The sequence below is a fragment of the Paracoccus sp. TD-10 genome, from assembly GCF_048270675.1.
GTDB classification, from domain to species: Bacteria; Pseudomonadota; Alphaproteobacteria; order Rhodobacterales; family Rhodobacteraceae; genus Paracoccus; species Paracoccus pantotrophus.
In genome coordinates, this window is sequence record NZ_CP182418.1 from 2,127,511 (window position 1) to 2,145,578 (window position 18,068).

Genomic DNA, 18,068 nt, shown 5'->3' on the forward strand with positions numbered 1-18,068 from the left:
TCCCGCGACCCGTCATTCTGCGAGGAACATCGCGCCCGGCCGGGAAAGTGACGCAGATGCGCAACAATCCCGACTGTTTTACTGAGATAAGGCCGAATTTCCGAGTAAAATACTTGTGTTCATGGCGAGCAGCCCGGTAAATCGCGCCAGTTCCAAACGACTCAAGGCAAATGACCATGAAATTGCGCCGAATTCTTCCGCTGGCCGGGGTGTCCTCTCTGGCGCTGGCGACGGCCCTTTACGCCCAGGACAACCAGAACGCCGAGACCGTGGTCCTCAATCCGATCACCCTGGTCGCCGATGGCCAGGAGAATGTCGAGGCGACCGGCGGCGTTTCCGTCACCCCCGAGGACATCGAGGCGCTGCAGCCCGCCGACGTCTCGGAACTGTTCGCGCGTGAATCCTCCATCACCGTCTCGGGTGGTGGCGGACCGGCGAAGAAGGTCAGTGTCTTCGGCATCGAGCAATCGCTGCTTGCCGTTACCGTGGACGGCGTGCCGCAAGCGCAGACCAGCTGGCACCATACCGGCTCGAACGTGATCGACCCGGCCTTCCTGAAATCGGTCGAAGTCGAAGCCGGCGCAGCAGCAGCCGACTCTGGTTTTGCCGCCGCAGCGGGTGCGCTGCGCTACGAGACGGTGGGCGCGCTCGATCTGCTGGAAGCGGGACAGAACGTCGGCGGCCGTGCAGCACTTTCCTATGGCTCGAATGGTCGCGGCTTCTCGGGCAGCCTGGCCGGCTATGGCCGGAGCGGCGGGTTCGACTGGTTCATCATGGCCCACGGCTCGAACGGCGACAATTACGACAACGGCGACGGCAAGGAAGTACTGGGCACCGAACCTGCGGCGCGCAATGTCTTGGCCAAGCTGGGCTATGAGTTCGAGGGGCACCGGATCGAGCTTGGCCTGGAGCGCAGCCGTGACGAGGCCGATCGTCTGATCAAGGCGAATATGGGCCTTGCCGGCGACGAGGTTCATCCGCTGAAGGTCAGCCGTGACACGGTCAAGCTGACCTATACCTCGACCGAGCCGACCGACATGTGGGATCCCGAGGTTTCGCTTTACTTCAGCCAATACGAATACTGGCGACCGAATTATCTGACACTGCGCAGAGACGAAAATGGTGACCCGACCTATGTTTCTGCGAATAACGGCAACGCAATTTTCGAGGAGGAACAGTTCGGCGGCAAGGTGCAGAACACCTTTACGATCAACACCGGCAAGATCACCGCAGGGGTCGATTTCAACCAACACGACTACGCCACAGACAACTATGGCGCTGGCAACAACAACCGTCGTTACCGCAACTTCTCGACGAGCCAGATCGGCGTCTTCGCCCAGGGTCGGTTCGAGTTCCAGAACGGCTTCAGCCTTTCGACCGGCGCGCGCTACGACGCGCATCGCTTTACCGATTGGAACGGCGAGCGGTTCAGCGATTCCGGCGCCAGCGTGAATGGCACCCTCGCCTATCGCGTCAACGACAGTATCGAGGTTTTCGCGGGTGCTTCGCGCACCTGGCTGGGCTACGTCATCGGCGATTACGGCTATGTCCATGCCCGCAGCAACGCCTTCGTCACCGACCCGAACTTGGACACGGGCACGGCCAAGAACCTCAAGGTCGGAGCGAACTTTAACGGCGACGCCTGGCAGGCCGGCATCACGGTCTTCGACACGAAGATCGACGGACTGCTGAGCTACGAATCCTCGACCCTGCTGACCAACCGCACCGAGGAATATCGCAGCAAGGGCGTCACCCTGCATGGCACCTATGACTTCGGCAATACCCGGATCGGCGCCTCCTTCACCAAGGCGGACGTGACCGGCGATGGTGACGATGTCCTGCCCAACAACGGCGTCTATTTCATGCCGGTGGGCGAAACCGCCACGCTCTGGGTCGATCACGAACTGCCGGCATGGAACACGGTCCTGGGCGCCTCGGTGGAGTGGGCAGGCTCGATCGACGAGCGGGTGACCTCCACGACAACCTACTACAAGCAGCCGTCCTATACCGTGGTCAACGCCTATGCCGAGTGGACGCCCCAGGCATATGAGAACGTGGCAGTCCGGCTCAGCGTCGATAACCTGTTCGACAAGAACTATTACGAGCGTTCGGGTTATGCCGCGAATGATCGCAACGGTGGAATCGAGCCGGTCTGGGCGCCCGGTCGCACGATCACACTGGGCACGACGATGAAGTTCTGATCTCCTGCCCACTCGGACACGAACCGGAAAGGCCCCCTTCGCGGGGGCCTTTTCCTTATATCTCAGAAAGCAAAGATGATATTTGAAATATCATGATAGCCATGCTAGGCATCCATCATAAAGGATTGGAAATCACCGCATGATGACCTCGGCGCAGATGCGTGCGGCACGGGCCCTTCTTGGCATCGACCAGAAGCGGCTGGCCGAACTCTCGGGCCTGTCGGTTCCCACCATCCAGCGCATGGAGGCCAGCGACGGCAATGTGCGCGGCGTGGTCGAAAGCCTGACCCGCGTGGTCGAGGCGCTGGAGGCCGCCGGGATCGAGCTGATCGGCGAAGGCGCCGCCAGCCCCTCGGGCGGGCGCGGCGTGCGGCTGAAATCCGGTCCCAGGACGTAACCGCGACGGCGACCGCCGACGAAAGCCGACGATCCCGCCGCCCCCTTTTGCAAAGGTGCGGCACCAGATGACCCAGCAGGCCAGCGCAAGTCCCGGATTTGCGCCGCTGTTCACCCCGAAACTGATCACCGTCCTGCGCGAGGGCTATGGCGCGGCCGAGCTGCGCGCCGATGCCCTGGCCGGGCTGACCGTCGCCATCGTGGCGCTGCCCCTGTCGATGGCCATTGCCATCGCCTCCGGCGCCTCGCCGGCGCAGGGGCTCTATACCGCCATCATCGGCGGCTTCCTGGTCTCGGCGCTTGGCGGCTCGCGCTACCAGATCGGCGGGCCGGCGGGGGCCTTCATCGTGCTGGTCGCCGGGATCGTGGCGCAGCACGGCATGTCGGGGCTGATCCTGGCGACCTTCATGTCGGGACTGATGCTGGTGGCTATCGGGCTGCTCAGGCTGGGCACCTTCATCAAGTTCATCCCCTTTCCGGTGACGGTCGGCTTCACCGCCGGCATCGCCGTCATCATCTTCACCAGCCAGCTGAAGGAGATCTTCGGGCTGGCGCTGGCCCATGAGCCGGGCGAGCTGGTGGAAAAGATCCCCGCCCTCTGGCAGGCCCGCGCCAGCCTCAGCCCCGCGGCCCTGGGGATCGCGCTGGGAACCGTCGCGGTGATCCTGGGGCTGAAACGCACCCGGCCGCATTGGCCCGGCATGCTGATCGCCGTGGCGCTGGCGGCGGGCTTCACCGCGGCGGCGGGGGCGGATGTCGCGACCATCGGCAGCCGCTTCGGCGGCATTCCGTCCTCCCTGCCCGCCCCCGCTCTGCCGGGGCTGTCGCTGGACAAGGTGCTGGCGCTGCTGCCCGCAGCGGTCTCGCTGACGCTGCTCGGCGCCATCGAATCGCTGCTGTCGGCGGTGGTCGCGGATGGCATGACCGGCCGCCGCCACCGCTCGAATTGCGAGCTGGTGGCGCAGGGCGTGGCCAATATGGGCTCGGCGTTGTTCGGCGGCATCTGCGTCACCGGCACCATCGCGCGGACGGCGACCAATGTGCGCGCGGGCGCGCATGGGCCGGTGGCGGGGATGCTGCATGCGCTGTTCCTGCTGGGCTTCATGCTGCTGGCGGCGCCGCTGGCGTCTTATATCCCGCTGGCGGCGCTGGCCGGCGTGCTGGCGGTGGTGGCCTGGAACATGATCGAGAAACCGGCCGTCGCCATCCTGCTGCGCTCGGGCTGGGGCGAGGCGGCGGTGCTGCTGGTCACCTTCGGGCTGACCATCTTCCGCGACCTGACCGAGGCCATCGTGGTCGGGCTGGCGCTCGGCTCGGTGCTGTTCATCCAGCGCATGAGCCAGGCCGTGGGGGTCGAGGCGCTGGTCGGCGCCGATACGGCCGACAGCGCCCAGCCGCGCCCGGACCAGCCGCAGCCGCGCGATGTGGTGGTCTATCGCATCTCGGGGGCGCTGTTTTTCGGCGCCACGGCCTCGATCGGCTCGGTCCTGGATCGCATCCAGGACGGGTTCCGGGTGCTGGTGGTGGATTTCAGCGCCGTGCCCTTCCTGGATTCCACCGGCGCCAATATGATCGAGGGGCTGGCGCACAAGGCGCAGCGCCGCGGCATCGCGCTGTGGCTGACCGGCACCAGCCGCGACATCCGCCGGGTGCTGCTGACCCACGGCCTGCGCCGTCCGCTGGTGCATTACGCCCCCACGGTCGAGGAGGCGCTGCGCCGGCGTCACGGATCCTAGCCTATTCCGCGCGGGCGGCGTCTGTTTCGGCGCCATGCCTCCGGCGGGAGTATTTTTGCAACGGTGAGAGCGGGGGCCGGAAAAGGGCGGCTCGATGGCCGCCCCGCACTCTCAGCCCATGCGCTCGGAGGCGTAGCTTCCCGGCGAAGCGGGGAAGACGACGGTCTTGTTGCCGTTCAGGAACACCCGGCGGTGAATATGGGCGTGGATGGCGCGGGCCAGCACCTGGCTTTCCACGTCGCGGCCCAGGCTGACATAATCCTCGGGCGATTGCGCGTGGGTCACGCGGATGATGTCCTGCTCGATGATCGGGCCCTCGTCCAGGTCGGCGGTGACGTAATGGCTGGTCGCGCCGATCAGCTTCACCCCGCGCTCGAAGGCCTGCTTGTAGGGATTGGCGCCCTTGAAGCTCGGCAGGAAGGAATGGTGGATGTTGATGATCCGCCCCGACATCTTGCGGCAAAGCTCATCCGACAGCACCTGCATGTAGCGCGCCAGCACCACCAGCTCGGCGCCCGAATCCTCGACCACGGCCATCAGCTGCGCCTCGGCCTGCGGCTTGTTCTCCTTGGTCACCTTGATGCAGTGGAAGGGGATGTCGTGGTTCACCACCACCTTCTGATAATCCATGTGGTTCGAGATCACCGCCACGATGTCGATCGGCAGCGCACCGATGCGCCAGCGATACAAGAGGTCGTTCAGGCAATGGCCAAAGCGGCTGACCATGATCACGACCTTCATCTTCTCGGCCTCGTCATGGATGGCGTATTGCATGTCGAAGGGCCTGGCCGGTTCGGCCAGACCTTCGCGCAACTCCTCCAGCCCCGCGCCTTCCTCGGAAACGAAGCTCACCCGCATGAAGAACTTGCCGGTCTCGGTATCGTCGAACTGGCTCGAATCGGTGATGTTGCAGCCGTGCTCGGCCAGAAAGCCGGCCACGGTGGCGACGATGCCGCGGGTCGAGGGGCAGGCGACCGTCAGCGTGTATTTCTTCATCTGGCTCTCCACTGAAAGGGCACGGGCCCTGGTTTCTTCCTTGTGCAAATATCCTCGGGGGGTCCGGGGGGCGAAGCGCCCCCGGTGCGGCGGCGCGCTCAGGCGGTCAGCCCCTCGGGCTCGGGCCAGCCATTGGCCCGGCAGCAGGCGGTCAGCGTATTGGCCAAAAGGCAGGCGATGGTCATCGGCCCGACGCCGCCCGGCACCGGGGTGATGGCGCCCGCGACCCCTGCTGCACCCTCGAAATCCACGTCGCCGACCAGGCGCGTGCGGCCCTCCTCCTCGATGCGGTTGATGCCCACGTCGATCACCGTGGCGCCCGGCTTGACCCAGTCGCCGCGAATCATCCGCGGCCGGCCCACCGCCGCGACCAGGATGTCGGCGCTGCGGCACAGCCCCGCCAGATCCCGCGTCCGACTGTGCGCGATGGTCACCGTACAGCTTTCGTTCAACAACAGTTGCGCCATCGGCTTGCCGACGATGTTCGAGCGCCCGACCACCACCGCGTTCAGCCCGGCAAGATCGCCGAGGGCGTCGCGCAAGAGCATCAGGCAGCCCAAGGGCGTGCAGGGCACCATCGCCTTCTGCCCGGTGCCGAGCAGGCCCACGTTCAGCACATGGAAGCCGTCCACGTCCTTCCTCGGGTCGATGGCGTTGATCACCGCCTCGGCGTCCATATGCCCGGGCAGCGGCAGCTGCACCAGGATGCCATGGACGGCCGGATCGGCGTTCAGCCGGGCGATCAGCGCCAGCAGTTCCGCCTGCGGGGTCTCGGCCGGCAGCTTGTGCTCAAAGCTCGCCATGCCGGCCTCGCGGGTCTGGACGCCCTTGTTGCGGACATAGACCTGGCTGGCCGGATCCTCGCCCACCAGCACCACCGCCAGGCCGGGCGTGATCCCATGCGCCGCCTTCAGCCGGGCCACAGCCTCTGCAACCCGCCCCCGAACACCAGAAGCAAAACCCTTGCCGTCGATGATCCTTGCCCCCATAGGCCCGTTCTCCTTCGCATTCCGCATCCCTCGCGCAGACCCCGGCCCCTCCGCGCGCGGATAGCGCAGGCGCCGGCATGCGCAAGCCCGATTCATCGCGGGCCTGCCCGTTCCGGTTCGCCTCTATCCCCGTTGACGCCTTTTTCCAACCGGGCGGCGCAACGCTCAGGCCCTATTGCGACAAGGCGCAGTCGGTTTGCGACGCGGCCTCGTGCGGGCTGCGTCAGCCGAACAGGCGATCTGCGACAGTTGCCAGCCCCACGCCCATCAGTGCCAGCGCAACGCAGAGCGCCAGCCAGCGCAACGCCTGCGGCAGGCTGTCGCGCCCGCGCAGCCAGCGCCCGAAGCTGTGGAGCAGGAGCCAGGTCGCGATCGCGACCGCAAGCAGCAGCCAGCCGATCCCGGCAGCCGCCGATCCCAGCCAGGGCGACAGCAGCACCACCAGCAACCCCGCCAGCATGGCCAGGAACAGCATCTTGTCCGCCAGCATCCGCCAGTAGCTGCCGGGCATGGCAAAGCGCGCAAAGCCCGAGATCAGCCCGCCACCGGCCCGCAGCGCCGCCGCCCCGCGGCTGCCCAGCATGCGCAGGATGCCGTCGTCGGGCAGATCGTCGATCATGCGCGACAGGATCGCCATGGCGCGGCTGCTCCAGCCCGCGATCTCGGGCGGGCGCGGTCCGATGGGCTTGAAATCCTTGTAATGCGTGCCGAAACGCCGCAGGTCCAGCTCGGCCGCGTCCTTGACCCCCAGCGCCTGGGCGGCAGTCTCCTCGAAGGCGTCCTCGTCGATGCGGGCATCGCGCAGCTTGGCCTTGAGCAGCGCCAGCCGCCGGGCCTGGCCCGCCACTTCGCCATATTCCTCGCGCAGGATCTGGTTCTGGAACTCCTGTATCCAGGCGCTGCGCTCGGCCTCGGGGCGGTCGGACATCAGCGCCGCGACGATACGCTCGGCCCCGTCGAGCCGGCCCCACAGGATGTCATGCTCGCGCCAGTCCCGGTTCAGGAAGCCGCCGAAGGCACCGACGGCGATGCCCGCCAGCTTGTCGGGCCGCGGGTTCAGCCCGCTGTCGGCGGGGCTGACGCGGAATACCTCGACCTGCGAATGTTCCTGAAGCTCGGACCCCTCCAGGAAGGGATAGGTCATCACGTCATGCCAATGGAAATCGTCATAGACATCCAGAAGCGGCTGCAATTCGGGCTGGGCCAGGTCGGCGCGGATGCGGGCGCTGCTGGCGTCGAAGACCGCGCGCATGTCCCGGCCCAGCCGGGCCAGTGCCTTGTCCACCAGCGCCTTGATTTCCGTGCCGCGATAGATCTCGCGCGCCCTGCGATACCGCTGATCGAGCGTCGCAAGCTTCATCACCGCGCTGTATTCGGCCGAGATCAGCCCGTCCAGCCGAAGGATCTCGGCGCCGGCCAGCAGGGCCTGCGCCCGGCTGCCGTCAGGACTGGCCAGGCGGCGCAGCTCGGCCAGTTCCTCTTCGATCCGGACGCGCAGGGGCGCCAGCAGTTCCGGGGGCAGGTGCAGCGCCACGTTCTCGCCCTGGATGCGCTCGCGCCGGTCCAGCGCCTCGTCGATATGGGCGCGCAGATGGATCAGCCGGCGCAGCCGAAAATCCAGGTCATAGCGGGACAGGTAGGCGTTCTCGGCCTCGCGGCCCTCGGCGTGATAGGCGCTGAAGTTCTCGTCGCGCCAGCCACGCAGGATCTGGCGCAGATACAGCGCCACGTCCGAATCCGGCGGGTATCCGGCCAGCCCGGCCACCATCGCCGACAGCCCGTCGGTGGTGCCATAGACCCGCAGGTGGTGATAAAGCGGATAGTTCTGCGGGTATTGATAGGCGCCGGTCATCAGGTCGGCCAGGTCCATCCGGTCCAGGTCGGCCGGCTTGCGCCTTTGCCGCATCTTGCGCCCGGCCGCCTCGACCCGCCGCTGGTCCTCGCGCCAGCGGGTCTGCAAGGCGCCCAGCCGCTCCAGCCGCCGGTTCATGCGGGCAATGGCGCGGATATCGTCGCGGATCACCTCGTAGCGCGGCAGCCCGGTCAGCGCCAGCTGGGCGTTTTGCAGGAAATCGACCGGCTCGGACGGCTGGCCGGAGGGCGCGGGCGCTTCGGGGAAAGGGTCGATGAACAGAAGCTTGCGCTCGCCCGGCAGGGTGGTCGGGCGCGACGGGATCAGCCCGGTCGCATAGCTGAAGGGCCGGTTGTCCAGATAGCCGCCATCGGCGAACGGCCGGCCGGCATAATCCGGGTCGTGGTCGAAGAAGCGGGCAAAGCCGGCATCCTGCGCCGCGGCCGGCATGTCGGCAAAGCGCATCGGCGGAAAGGCCACCGGAAAGGACGAGGTGCAGCGCGCGGCAAAGGCCAGCATGGCCTCGTTTCCGGGGCCGAAATCGTTGCGGCCCGCCCCGTCATAGGCGAAATGGAACACCTTGCGGTGGACCCTTTCGTCCAGCCGCGCGCCGGTCAGGTGGATCGGCGCCTGCCGGCCGTGCAGGTCGGTGGCGGTGACGAACAGGTCCACCGTCTCGGCCAGCGGCCGGCCGTCGCCGGTCAGCCGGGCCAGCGTGTCGTGCAGCACCCGGAACATATGGCCGCCGTCCAGCAGCGATTCGGTCGGGCGCAGGCGGCCGGCGATGCCCTGGCGGTCGTTGAGCAGCTGGCCGATATCGGCTTTTTCCGTCCAGGCCTCGCGCAGGATGTCGATGTCGCGCGCGCCCACAACCAGCGCCTTGGCCAGCGCCACGCCGTTGATCCCGCCCGCCGAGGTGCCCGAGATGATGTCGATCACGAAGCGCTTGCGCCCGCCGCGCGGGCCCGCCAGCGCGCGCGACAGCCGGCGATAGATCAGTTCGCCAGGCGCCAGCGCCTCGTCCGGCAGGTCGGAACTGCCGCGCACCATGCGCAGCAGTTCCTGCGCGATGCCGTTCATGTAGATCGCCAGCGAGACGCCGCCGTACAGGACGACCGCGAAGCGCACCTCACCCGTGGCCCGTTCGACCATTCCGTCCCCCCGATACCGTCCGGCTGACAGGTGACAAGAACCGTTCTGTTTCAGCACGATAAGCGAAATCCGCCAAATTGTCTCGCGGGAAATGCAACCATCAGCCGGGCGAGCGATCACCCAGATCCGGCCCTTTGCAAGACGCGACAGGCGCCAGCGCGCCACGCATCATGCGCGGCGATCAGGCCGCGGCGCGGATCCGGGGCGACCCGCGCCGAAAACCGGCCGACGGCCCCCTCAGCCTGCCTCGCGCAAGACCTCGCACAGCTGCGGCACCGAGGGGACGAAGGGATTGCCCTTCATCGAGGAACTGCCGAGCGAGGCTTCGGCCACCGCCCGGTGCCGGGCCGGGTCCAACCCCTGCGCGCCCAGCCCTGGCAGCCCGGCGGCACGCGCCCAGCAGGAAAGCCCTTGCGGCGCCTCGCCGGCACCACCGCCGAGAACGCCGGCGATCTCGCCGCAGACCTCGTGGATGCGGGTCGGGTCGGGACTGTGGGCACGGTTCATCGCCAGCACCGGCCCCAGCAACGCGCCGCAGATCGCGCCATGCGCGGCGGGCGTCACGCCGCCGATCACGCCGGCAAGGCCGTGGACCGCGCCCAGCCCGCCATTCGCCAGCGCCATCCCGCCGCAAAGGCTGACCCAGGCCATCACGTCGCGCGCCGCCGCATCCTCGGCCTCGATCAGCCGCTTCAGCGCCCGCAGGCCCGGCAGGATCGCGGGACGCACCAGCGCATCGGTAAAGGGCGTGGCGCGGGCCGAAACATAGGGCTCGATCACCTGCGCCAGCGCATCGAGCCCCGAGGCCAGCGTCACCGCGCGCGGGCAATGGTCGGTCAGGGCCGGATCGACGATGGCCAGGCGCGGCAGCATGCGCTCGTCCCGGATCGAGACCTTGCGGCCATGCTCGGGCAGCCCGATCACCGCGTTGCGCGTCGCCTCGGCGCCGGTGCCGGCGGTGGTCGGCAGGGCGATGAAGGGCAAGGGCGGGGCGGCCAGCGGCAGGCCACGGCCAACCACCTCCAGGTGATCCATGATTCCACCCGGCGCCGGGATCAGCGCCGCCAGCGCCTTGCCCAGATCCAGCGCCGCGCCGCCGCCCAGCGCCGCGACCCAATCGGCGCCGAAGCCCCTGGCCTGATCCAGCGCCGCCTCCAGCATGGGCAGGGTCGGCTCGGCCCCGCAGGTCACGGCCATGACCTCGGCGCCCTCGGCGCGCAGCGCGTCGAGCAGCCAGGCGGCGCGGGCCGGGTTCGCGCCATGCACCAGCACGCCGCGCGGGCCATGGGCGCGGATCAGCGCCGGCGCCCTCTGCGCCTCGCCGCGGCCAAAGACCACCCGGCCCGGCAGGGCAAAGGAAAACGCGGTCATACCACCCCCATCGTTGCGGCGACGGCGGCTTTCCACCTTGCGTATCGGGCCTCGCGGTCGGCATCGGGCATGGCGGGTTCGAAGCGGCGCTCCAGCGACCAGGCGCGGGCGAAATCCTCGGGCGGCGGGCACAGGCCCGCCTGCAACCCCGCCAGGTAGCCCGCGCCAAGCGCCGTCGTCTCGGTCACCGCCGGGCGATCCACCGGCGCGCCCAGAATGTCGGCCAGGAACTGCATGGTCCAGCCGCTCGCCGCCATGCCGCCATCCACCCGCAGCACGCCCCGCGCCGCAGCCGGCCAATCCGCCCGCATCGCCTCCCACAGGTCGCGGGTCTGGAAACCCACGCTCTCCAGCGCCGCCCGCGCCAGCTCGGCCGGGCCCGAGGCCCGCGTCAACCCGAAGATTGCACCGCGGCAATCCGGCCGCCAATAGGGTGCCCCAAGCCCGGTGAAGGCCGGCACCAGGACCAGATCCTGACCCGGATCCGCCGCCTCGGCCAGCGCCTGCGTCTCGGATGCCCGACCGATCAGCCCCAGCCCGTCGCGCAGCCATTGCACCACCGCACCGGCGATGAAGATCGACCCCTCCAGCGCATAGGTCGTCCGCCCCCCCAGCCGATAGGCGATGGTGGTCAGCAGGCGGTTCGTCGAGGCCACCATGTCCGCGCCGGTGTTCAGCAGCGCGAAACAGCCGGTGCCATAGGTCGATTTCATCATGCCCGGCGCGAAGCAGGCCTGGCCCACCGTCGCCGCCTGCTGATCGCCCGCAACCCCCAGGATCGGGATCTCGCGCCCGAACAGGTCCGCCCGCGTGGTGCCGTAATCGGCGGCGCAATCCCTGACCTCGGGCAGAAGCTGCATGGGAATGTCGAAAAGCGCGCAGATCTCGGCGTCCCAGCGGTTCTCGGCGATGTTGTAGAGCAGCGTGCGCGCAGCGTTGGTGGCGTCGGTGGCATGCACCTTACCGCCGGTCAGGTTCCAGATCAGCCAGCTGTCGACGGTGCCGAAGGCCAGTTCGCCGCGCCGGGCGCGGGCGCGGGCGCCCTCGACATGGTCGAGCAGCCATTTCAGCTTGGAGCCCGAGAAATAGGGATCGAGCAGCAGGCCGGTGCGGGCGGCGATCATCGGCTCGTGCCCCTCGGCGCTCAGCCGGGCGCAAAGATCGGCGGTGCGGCGGTCCTGCCAGACGATGGCGCGGTGCAGCGGCCGGCCGGTCTGCCGGTCCCAGAGCAGCGTGGTCTCGCGCTGGTTGGTGATGCCGATGGCGGCGATGTCGCGGGTATGGATCCCGGCCTTCTCCACCGCCGCGCGCGCCACGCCCGCCACGCTGACCCAAAGGTCCGAAGGGTCATGCTCGACCCAGCCCGAGGAGGGGTAGTGCTGCGCAAACTCGTGCTGCGCCGAGGCGACCGGACGCAGGCCAGCGTCAAAGACGATGGCCCGGGACGAAGTCGTGCCCTGGTCGATGGCAAGGATATGGGTCATCGGCGGCCTGCTGTCATCGGGGTGATGCGCAGGCTGCACCGCGGCATCCGGTCGGTCAAGCGGCTTTCGTTTCCGGGCGGATCGCCGCGATCCGAACATCGGCGCCGGTTCCATGCCCCGCAAGGAACGCTTGCGCGCGAGGCTTGATCGCATAAAGTGATCGCGATCCAGCCGATGGAGAGCCCGGTGGCGCTCAGCATACGCCAGAACGAGATCCTGGAACTCGCCCGTGCCGAAGGCCGGGTGCTGGTCGAGGATCTGGCGCAGCGTTTCGACGTGACCTTGCAGACGATCCGCCGCGACCTGGGCGAGATGGCGGGGGCGGGCCTTCTGGACCGCGTGCATGGCGGGGCGGTGCCGCGCGCCGGCGCGGTCAACCTGGGCTACGAGGCGCGACGGCGCATGAATGCCGATGCCAAGGCCGCCATCGGCGCGGCCTGCGCGGCGGAGATCCCCGACAATTGCAGCCTGATCCTGAACCTGGGCACCACGACCGAGGCGGTGGCCCGCGCGCTGATCCATCATTCCAACATCACCGTCATCACCAACAACATGAATGTCGCCAATATCCTGCTGGCCAATCCGGGCTGCGAGATCATGGTGACGGGCGGCACGCTGCGCCGCTCGGACGGGGGGTTGGTGGGGGAACTCACCACCCAGTTCTTCGAGCAGTTCAAGGTGGATTACGCGGTCATCGGCACTTCGGCGCTGGACCATGACGGCGACCTGCTGGACTTCGACCTGGCCGAGGTGCGGGTCAGCCGCGCCATCCTGCGCCAGTCGCGCCGCGCCTTCCTGGTCACGGATCATTCCAAGATCGGCCGCCCGGCGCCGGCCCGCATCGCCAGCCTGGCCGAGTTGGACGCCGTCTTCACCGACCAGCCCCTGCCCCAGGATCTGCACCGGCGCTGCACGGAATGGCGCACCGAAGTGCGGCTTTGTCCCCCGGCAAGCCAGAGCGCGGATTGACGAACAACCGGAACCAGCCCGGCACGAACGATCGGCGGATGACCGGGTCGCCGCGCCGGGACGGCCAAAGGCGATCCGGCACCGACAGCCGGCTGACGAAGGGCGCGACCGCCCATCCGACGCGCGGGCTGAAACGGCTCTGCATCGCGCTGAACCGATCCCGCAGCCCTCGGGAAAGCCCCCCAGGCCTGGCTTGCGGCGCGAAGCCGGTCGGCAAATGAAGCACGACGGGCATCCCTCGCAACCGGCCAGATCGAGACGCATGCTCAGGGCAAGACGAAGCGGAACCCCGTCCCGGACCGGCGCGCGGCGGCCGAAACCCGCTGCCGCGACGCCGGCTCAGTCCTGTTCGCACATCTGCCGCAACGCCAGTTCGATCTCGTGCCGGATCATCTGTTGCAGGTTACGGCTGAGCCGGTTGCCGATCTCGCCCTGAAGCTCCTGCCGGATCGCCTCGCGGATCATGCCACGCAGATGGGTGCCCTTTTGCGCATCCTTGTCCTGGGGCGCGAAAAGATGCGGCTCGCCGGTGTCGCGGGCCATGGCTTCGGCGGCCTGTGCCTGGGCAGCCGGGTTGATCGGGGTCACGGAAGCATTGGCATGCAGCATGGTTTCCTCCATTTGCAGAATGGTGCTTGTCGGCGCCTCGGGCAAAGGGCCAAGGGGTTGGTGGGGGGCGGGTGTGGTCCCCGCATCGGCTTGCGCGGGTTCGGTCGCATCTGACCGCACCGGCGCGGCCTCGACCGCCGCAGATTCCTCGGCCGGCGGCATGCGCAGCCAATCGCCGAAGACCTGCGGCTCCGATGCCGAAGGGGCGCCAGCTTGCGGAGCTTTCATAGGCTGGCCCGCGACCAGGGTGCTGCTATCCAGCACCAAGGGGGTGATTCGCGCAGGGAATGCCGGACGGCCCGCCGGCAGCGGCGCGGTCTGCGCCGGCGACGCCTCGCCCTCGGCCGGCAGCGCGTTCAGCGCCGGGTCCGGGATACGGCAGCCCGCCTCATCCTGGGCGATGAGCCGGCGGATCGAGGCCAGAACGTCGCCGACATTGTCCGAGCCGGGGCCCGGCGCCAGTGGCCGCATAACCTCATGCTGCATGATGTGCCCCCGGATCGAGGGCGGCGGCGTCAGTCCCTGCCGAGCGCGCGCAAGACGCGGTCGAGGCTTTCGCCCTGCCTGCTGGTATAGGGTGCGTCCTGCACCGCATTGTAATAGGCCGATGGGTCATAGGTCGGTATCCCCAGTTTCAGGTTTTCCACCGTCAACAGACCCATAGCAGCCAGAAGTTGATAATGTGCTAATTGCAGATTGGCCTCGGCCGAGATTTTGTTGGCCCGCGCCTCGAGCAGCAATTGCTCGGCATCCAGCACGTCCAGCGTCGTGCGCGCGCCCAGCGTCGCCTCTTCGCGCACGCCTTCGTAGGCCTGCTGCGCGGCGACGATCTGCTCGTCGATGGCACTGATCTGCGCCCTTGCCACGTCGATGCCTGCCCAGGACCGGCCGACCGCCTCATCGACCTGGCGCGACACCTGAAGCAGCCCGGCCCGCGCCTGGTCGCGCTGCGCCATGGCCTTGCGATGCGCCGAGGGCAGTCGGCCGCCGGAATAGATCGTCTGCGACAGGCTGAGCGAAGCGCCCAGCGTGTTGCGGGTCGATTCCTGCCCCTGGATCGGCAATTCCTTCGACCGGCCGATGCTGGCCTGGCCGGTCAGCGTCGGATTGCGCGCGGCGGCAGCGGCGGCGACGCCCAGTTCGGCAGCGGCGGCCAGGCGCTGCGCCTGTAGGATCGCCGGATGGCTGCGCTGGCCGATCTGCCGCGCCGCCTCGAGCGAGGCGGGCAGCGCCGGCGTGGGCGGCGGCGGCGCCAACTGGCCCGGCGCCCGGCCGGTCGCGGCGCGATAGGCCTCGCGCGCGACCTCCAGATTGCCGCGTGCGGCCGCCAGGCTGGCGCGCGCCGCGGCCAGGGCGGCATCGGCCTGCGACACGTCGGTCTGGGTGATCTCGCCCACCTCGAAACGATCCGAGGCGGCCTGCTGCTCCTGACCGATCACCCGCACGGAATTGGCTTGCAGATCAACCTGTTCGGTCGCGCTGCGCACGTCCAGATAGGCCTGGACCGCGCCCAGCAGCACGTCCTGTTCCACGCCGACCAGCGCGGCGCGGGTGGCCAGCACGGTCTCCTTGGCCGCGTCGATGGCGATAGCGTTGCGGCCCCAGTCGTAAAGCGTGATCTGGGCCTGCAGCCCGATGCCGGTCGAGCGGCCGATGGCCAGGCCGTTGATCTTCTGGAAACTGTGTTCGGCGATCCATTGCACGACCGGGCGCAGCTGGGCCAGGGCGGTGGCCGCGTCCTCGTCCGCGGCGCGCAGCACGGCGCGGTTCTGCTCCAGCAGCGCCGAGTGGCGATAGGCTGCGACCATGGCATCGGCCAGCGATTCGGCCCCGGCCGGGGCGGTCGTCGCGCCCGCAAGCAGGGCTGCGATCAGCGGAGGCCGCAGAGTTCTCAGCGTTTTGCGAAACATGCCATGGCCTTTCCTGTCGGAATCACAAGACAAAACCCCGCGGACGCGCAAAGCCCGGCAGCAGCGGGGCGACGGCATTGAAGGCAAAGCGCCAGTTCAACCGCCCGTCCAGCTTGTGGCCGATGCGGACGGTGCCCAGATTGCCCTCGCGGAACATGGCGACGATGCGGCCGCCCTCGCGCAGCTGTTCGGCCAGCGCCTGGGGCACCTGCTCGACCGCACCCTCGATCAGGATGGCGTCATAGGGGGCCTGGCCGGCGCAGCCCTCGGAAAGCGCGCCCTGGACCACGGCGACGTTGAACACGTCCTGCGCCGCCAGCCGGCTTTCCGCCTCGGCAGCCATCGCGGCGTCCTCTTCCAGCGCGACGACGGCCTCGGCGATGCGGGCCATGACGGCGGCGGAATAGCCGTAGCCGCAACCGACATCCAGCACCAGGTCGCCGTTTTGCAGGTTCAGCACATCCATCATCTTGCCCAGCGTCCGCGGCTCCAGCAGGACGCGGCCGGGGGCAAGGTCGATATTGTTGCCGGCATAGGCCACGTCCCGGCGCGATTCGGGGACGAACTGCTCGCGCGGGACGTTCAGCATCGCCTCGATGACGGGATAGCTGGTCACTTCGTTCGGACGCACCTGAGTGTCGACCATCATGGTGCGGCGCTGCGCGAAATCGGTCATGTATGCGAACCCTGCATTCGGTTGGCTTTACGCTCTCTTGCCATGAAAATCCGGTGCGGGCAACGGCGCCCGCATTCTTGCCGCGACTGCATTGCCGTGGCAGGGTCGCGGGCATGAGCGAATATCTGTTCCCCCCGCCCCCGCCCGCCGCGCTGCCGGTTTCCGGCCAGGACGCGCGATTCCCGGCAAACCGCATTTTCTGCGTCGGGCGCAACTATGCCGCCCATGCCGCCGAGATGGGGGCCGAGGTCGACCGCGAGGCGCCGTTCTATTTCCTGAAATCCGCCCATGCGGTGCGGCAAAGTGGCGCGACCCTGCCCTATCCGCCCGGCACGCGCGACCTGCATCACGAAATCGAGCTGGTGGTGGCGATCGGCGCCCCCGCCTTCCGCATCGCGCCGGCGCAGGCGATGGCCGCGGTCTGGGGCTATGGCACGGGCCTCGACATGACGCGGCGGGACTTGCAAGCGCGGGCCAAGGACAAGCGCCATCCCTGGGATCTGGGCAAGAATTTCGAGGGGGCGGCCGTGTTCTCGGCGCTCACCCCGGCGCGGGACTTCACCCCGGCGAGGCAACGCATCCGGCTGGAGGTGAACGGCGCCCTGCGGCAGGATGCGCCGATTTCGGACATGGTCTGGTCCATCCCGGAACTGATCGCGGACCTGTCGCATTATTACCACCTCGCGCCGGGCGACCTGATCATGACCGGCACGCCCGCCGGGGTCGGCGCGGTTGCGGAAGGCGACCGGCTGGCCGGCGAGGTCGAGGGGCTGGAACCGGTCGAACTGACCATCGGTCCGGCGCAATAGCTCAGCCGGGCTCCTTCCATTCCAGCACCAGCTGGGTCTGGATCACCACGGCAGCAAGCTTGCCGTCGCCGCGCAGGATATCGGTCTGCCAGATCATCGTGGTCCGGCCCAGGTGCAGCGGCCGGGGCCGGGCCTCGGCCACGTCGCCCAGGCGAATCGGGCGCAGGAAGTTCGTCTTGCTTTCCAGCGTCGTGGTGGCCGCGCCCTGGGGCAGGCGCAGATGGGTGGCGGTGCCGGCGGCATGATCGGCCAGGCTCATGATCGCGCCGCCATGCAGCACGCCGTTGCGATTGGTCAGGCTGCGCGTCACCGGCATGCGCAGCACCACCTCGTCGAGCGTGGCGGCGACCACCTGCATCTCCAGCGATTCGGAATAGGGCGAATGCGCCTCGATGGCGGCAGGATTCTGGTCGTCGGTCATCGCGGTCCCCGTTTTGCCCGCATCTTCCGCGGCCGGGGCGCCAGCGTCAATCGTCCGCCGGATCAGCAGGCCGGCGCCGGTTCGGGATGGCCGGCAAGATCAAGGCCCCGGGCGGTGGGCGGCTGCCAGGTCCGGCTGGCGTGATCCGCACCCGAAGGGTTGGTGCCGATCATCGACCCGCCGGTGCCGCCCGTCCAGCCGGTCGAGCCCGAGTTCTCGGGCGCCGTGCCGTCGGCCAAGGCGGTCTCGGGCGTCGCGGGTTCGGCCTGGGCTGCTGCGGGTGGGCATTCGCCCGCCGCGGCCTGGGCGGACTGCTGCGGCTGCTCCTCGGCGGCCGGTGCGGTCTGTGCCGAAAGCGGCGCGGCCAGGCAGGCCAGCGCCAGGCTCAGGGCCAGGGAACGGAACGGGGAAATCTGGGGCATGGGCTGCATCCTCCTGCGTCCCAACGTCCGCTGCAGCGCCGGGTTCCGCGCCGCCCGCCGCTTCTTCGTTCCCCA

15 protein-coding genes are annotated in these 18,068 nt (G+C 68.5%); 5 read left to right on the forward strand and 10 right to left on the reverse strand.

Annotation, left to right across the window (positions count from 1 at the left end):
• The first annotated feature begins 176 nt into the window (after positions 1-176).
• The 3 genes from ACNKFW_RS10600 (at position 177) to ACNKFW_RS10610 (ending at position 4,333) form a co-directional block, all read left to right on the forward strand.
• Positions 177-2,201, forward strand: a complete 2,025-nt coding sequence (locus ACNKFW_RS10600) for a TonB-dependent receptor domain-containing protein (RefSeq protein ID WP_028709768.1) — start codon at positions 177-179, stop codon at positions 2,199-2,201.
• A gap of 139 nt (positions 2,202-2,340) precedes the next feature.
• Complete coding sequence (locus ACNKFW_RS10605) at positions 2,341-2,598, forward strand: helix-turn-helix domain-containing protein (RefSeq protein WP_024844016.1); 258 nt, start codon at positions 2,341-2,343, stop codon at positions 2,596-2,598.
• A gap of 67 nt (positions 2,599-2,665) precedes the next feature.
• Positions 2,666-4,333, forward strand: coding sequence for a SulP family inorganic anion transporter (locus ACNKFW_RS10610; protein ID WP_418024336.1), 1,668 nt, complete (start codon positions 2,666-2,668; stop codon positions 4,331-4,333).
• A gap of 111 nt (positions 4,334-4,444) precedes the next feature.
• Here ACNKFW_RS10610 and purU read toward each other — a convergent pair whose 3' ends face one another.
• The 5 genes from purU to glpK form a co-directional block, all read right to left on the reverse strand.
• Positions 4,445-5,329 (reverse strand): formyltetrahydrofolate deformylase, encoded by an 885-nt coding sequence (purU, locus tag ACNKFW_RS10615; protein WP_024844018.1) that lies wholly within the window; start codon positions 5,327-5,329, stop codon positions 4,445-4,447.
• Between the two features lie 98 nt (positions 5,330-5,427).
• Positions 5,428-6,318, reverse strand: a complete 891-nt coding sequence (gene folD / locus ACNKFW_RS10620) for a bifunctional methylenetetrahydrofolate dehydrogenase/methenyltetrahydrofolate cyclohydrolase FolD (RefSeq protein WP_024844019.1) — start codon at positions 6,316-6,318, stop codon at positions 5,428-5,430.
• A gap of 223 nt (positions 6,319-6,541) precedes the next feature.
• Complete coding sequence (locus tag ACNKFW_RS10625) at positions 6,542-9,322, reverse strand: patatin-like protein (protein WP_418024339.1); 2,781 nt, start codon at positions 9,320-9,322, stop codon at positions 6,542-6,544.
• 237 nt (positions 9,323-9,559) lie between these two features.
• On the reverse strand, positions 9,560-10,693 hold the full coding sequence (locus ACNKFW_RS10630) for an iron-containing alcohol dehydrogenase (protein ID WP_418024341.1): 1,134 nt from the start codon (positions 10,691-10,693) through the stop codon (positions 9,560-9,562).
• Positions 10,690-12,177, reverse strand: a complete 1,488-nt coding sequence (glpK, locus tag ACNKFW_RS10635; protein WP_418024343.1) for a glycerol kinase GlpK — start codon at positions 12,175-12,177, stop codon at positions 10,690-10,692. Before glpK ends, ACNKFW_RS10630 begins: the two co-directional genes overlap by 4 nt.
• 186 nt (positions 12,178-12,363) lie before the next feature.
• Here glpK and ACNKFW_RS10640 point away from each other — a divergent pair, with 186 nt between their 5' ends.
• Complete coding sequence (locus ACNKFW_RS10640) at positions 12,364-13,146, forward strand: DeoR/GlpR family DNA-binding transcription regulator (RefSeq protein ID WP_418024345.1); 783 nt, start codon at positions 12,364-12,366, stop codon at positions 13,144-13,146.
• A gap of 339 nt (positions 13,147-13,485) precedes the next feature.
• On the opposite strand, the gene ACNKFW_RS10645 is transcribed toward ACNKFW_RS10640, so the two are convergent.
• Genes ACNKFW_RS10645 through ACNKFW_RS10655 form a run of 3 tightly spaced genes read right to left on the reverse strand, consistent with a single transcriptional unit; the run spans position 13,486 to position 16,341 of the window.
• Positions 13,486-14,241: a hypothetical protein gene (locus ACNKFW_RS10645; protein WP_418024347.1), complete on the reverse strand. Its 756-nt coding sequence runs from the start codon at positions 14,239-14,241 to the stop codon at positions 13,486-13,488.
• Between the two features lie 29 nt (positions 14,242-14,270).
• Positions 14,271-15,665, reverse strand: coding sequence for a TolC family outer membrane protein (locus tag ACNKFW_RS10650; protein ID WP_418024349.1), 1,395 nt, complete (start codon positions 15,663-15,665; stop codon positions 14,271-14,273).
• A gap of 22 nt (positions 15,666-15,687) precedes the next feature.
• A complete protein-coding gene (locus ACNKFW_RS10655) occupies positions 15,688-16,341 on the reverse strand; it encodes a protein-L-isoaspartate O-methyltransferase family protein (RefSeq protein WP_024844026.1) in 654 nt (217 codons plus the stop codon).
• Between the two features lie 113 nt (positions 16,342-16,454).
• Between ACNKFW_RS10655 and ACNKFW_RS10660 the strand changes: the two genes are divergently transcribed.
• Complete coding sequence (locus ACNKFW_RS10660) at positions 16,455-17,150, forward strand: fumarylacetoacetate hydrolase family protein (RefSeq protein WP_418024351.1); 696 nt, start codon at positions 16,455-16,457, stop codon at positions 17,148-17,150.
• Between the two features lies 1 nt (position 17,151).
• Here ACNKFW_RS10660 and ACNKFW_RS10665 read toward each other — a convergent pair whose 3' ends face one another.
• Entirely contained in the window at positions 17,152-17,571 is a 420-nt protein-coding gene (locus tag ACNKFW_RS10665) for a PaaI family thioesterase (protein ID WP_024844028.1), read from the reverse strand.
• Between the two features lie 62 nt (positions 17,572-17,633).
• A complete protein-coding gene (locus ACNKFW_RS10670) occupies positions 17,634-17,993 on the reverse strand; it encodes a hypothetical protein (protein ID WP_024844029.1) in 360 nt (119 codons plus the stop codon).
• Between the last annotated feature and the right edge of the window lie 75 nt (positions 17,994-18,068).

Bases quoted from the DNA above. Each gene is read 5' to 3' on its own strand.
- ACNKFW_RS10600 (WP_028709768.1), top strand. From the start codon at position 177: ATGAAATTGCGCCGAATTCTTCCGCTGGCCGGGGTGTCCTCTCTGGCG.
- ACNKFW_RS10605 (WP_024844016.1), top strand. From the start codon at position 2,341: ATGATGACCTCGGCGCAGATGCGTGCGGCACGGGCCCTTCTTGGCATC.
- ACNKFW_RS10610 (WP_418024336.1), top strand. From the start codon at position 2,666: ATGACCCAGCAGGCCAGCGCAAGTCCCGGATTTGCGCCGCTGTTCACC.
- purU (WP_024844018.1), bottom strand. From the start codon at position 5,329: ATGAAGAAATACACGCTGACGGTCGCCTGCCCCTCGACCCGCGGCATC.
- folD (WP_024844019.1), bottom strand. From the start codon at position 6,318: ATGGGGGCAAGGATCATCGACGGCAAGGGTTTTGCTTCTGGTGTTCGG.
- ACNKFW_RS10625 (WP_418024339.1), bottom strand. From the start codon at position 9,322: ATGGTCGAACGGGCCACGGGTGAGGTGCGCTTCGCGGTCGTCCTGTAC.
- ACNKFW_RS10630 (WP_418024341.1), bottom strand. From the start codon at position 10,693: ATGACCGCGTTTTCCTTTGCCCTGCCGGGCCGGGTGGTCTTTGGCCGC.
- glpK (WP_418024343.1), bottom strand. From the start codon at position 12,177: ATGACCCATATCCTTGCCATCGACCAGGGCACGACTTCGTCCCGGGCC.
- ACNKFW_RS10645 (WP_418024347.1), bottom strand. From the start codon at position 14,241: ATGCAGCATGAGGTTATGCGGCCACTGGCGCCGGGCCCCGGCTCGGAC.
- ACNKFW_RS10650 (WP_418024349.1), bottom strand. From the start codon at position 15,665: ATGTTTCGCAAAACGCTGAGAACTCTGCGGCCTCCGCTGATCGCAGCC.
- ACNKFW_RS10655 (WP_024844026.1), bottom strand. From the start codon at position 16,341: ATGACCGATTTCGCGCAGCGCCGCACCATGATGGTCGACACTCAGGTG.
- ACNKFW_RS10660 (WP_418024351.1), top strand. From the start codon at position 16,455: ATGAGCGAATATCTGTTCCCCCCGCCCCCGCCCGCCGCGCTGCCGGTT.
- ACNKFW_RS10665 (WP_024844028.1), bottom strand. From the start codon at position 17,571: ATGACCGACGACCAGAATCCTGCCGCCATCGAGGCGCATTCGCCCTAT.
- ACNKFW_RS10670 (WP_024844029.1), bottom strand. From the start codon at position 17,993: ATGCCCCAGATTTCCCCGTTCCGTTCCCTGGCCCTGAGCCTGGCGCTG.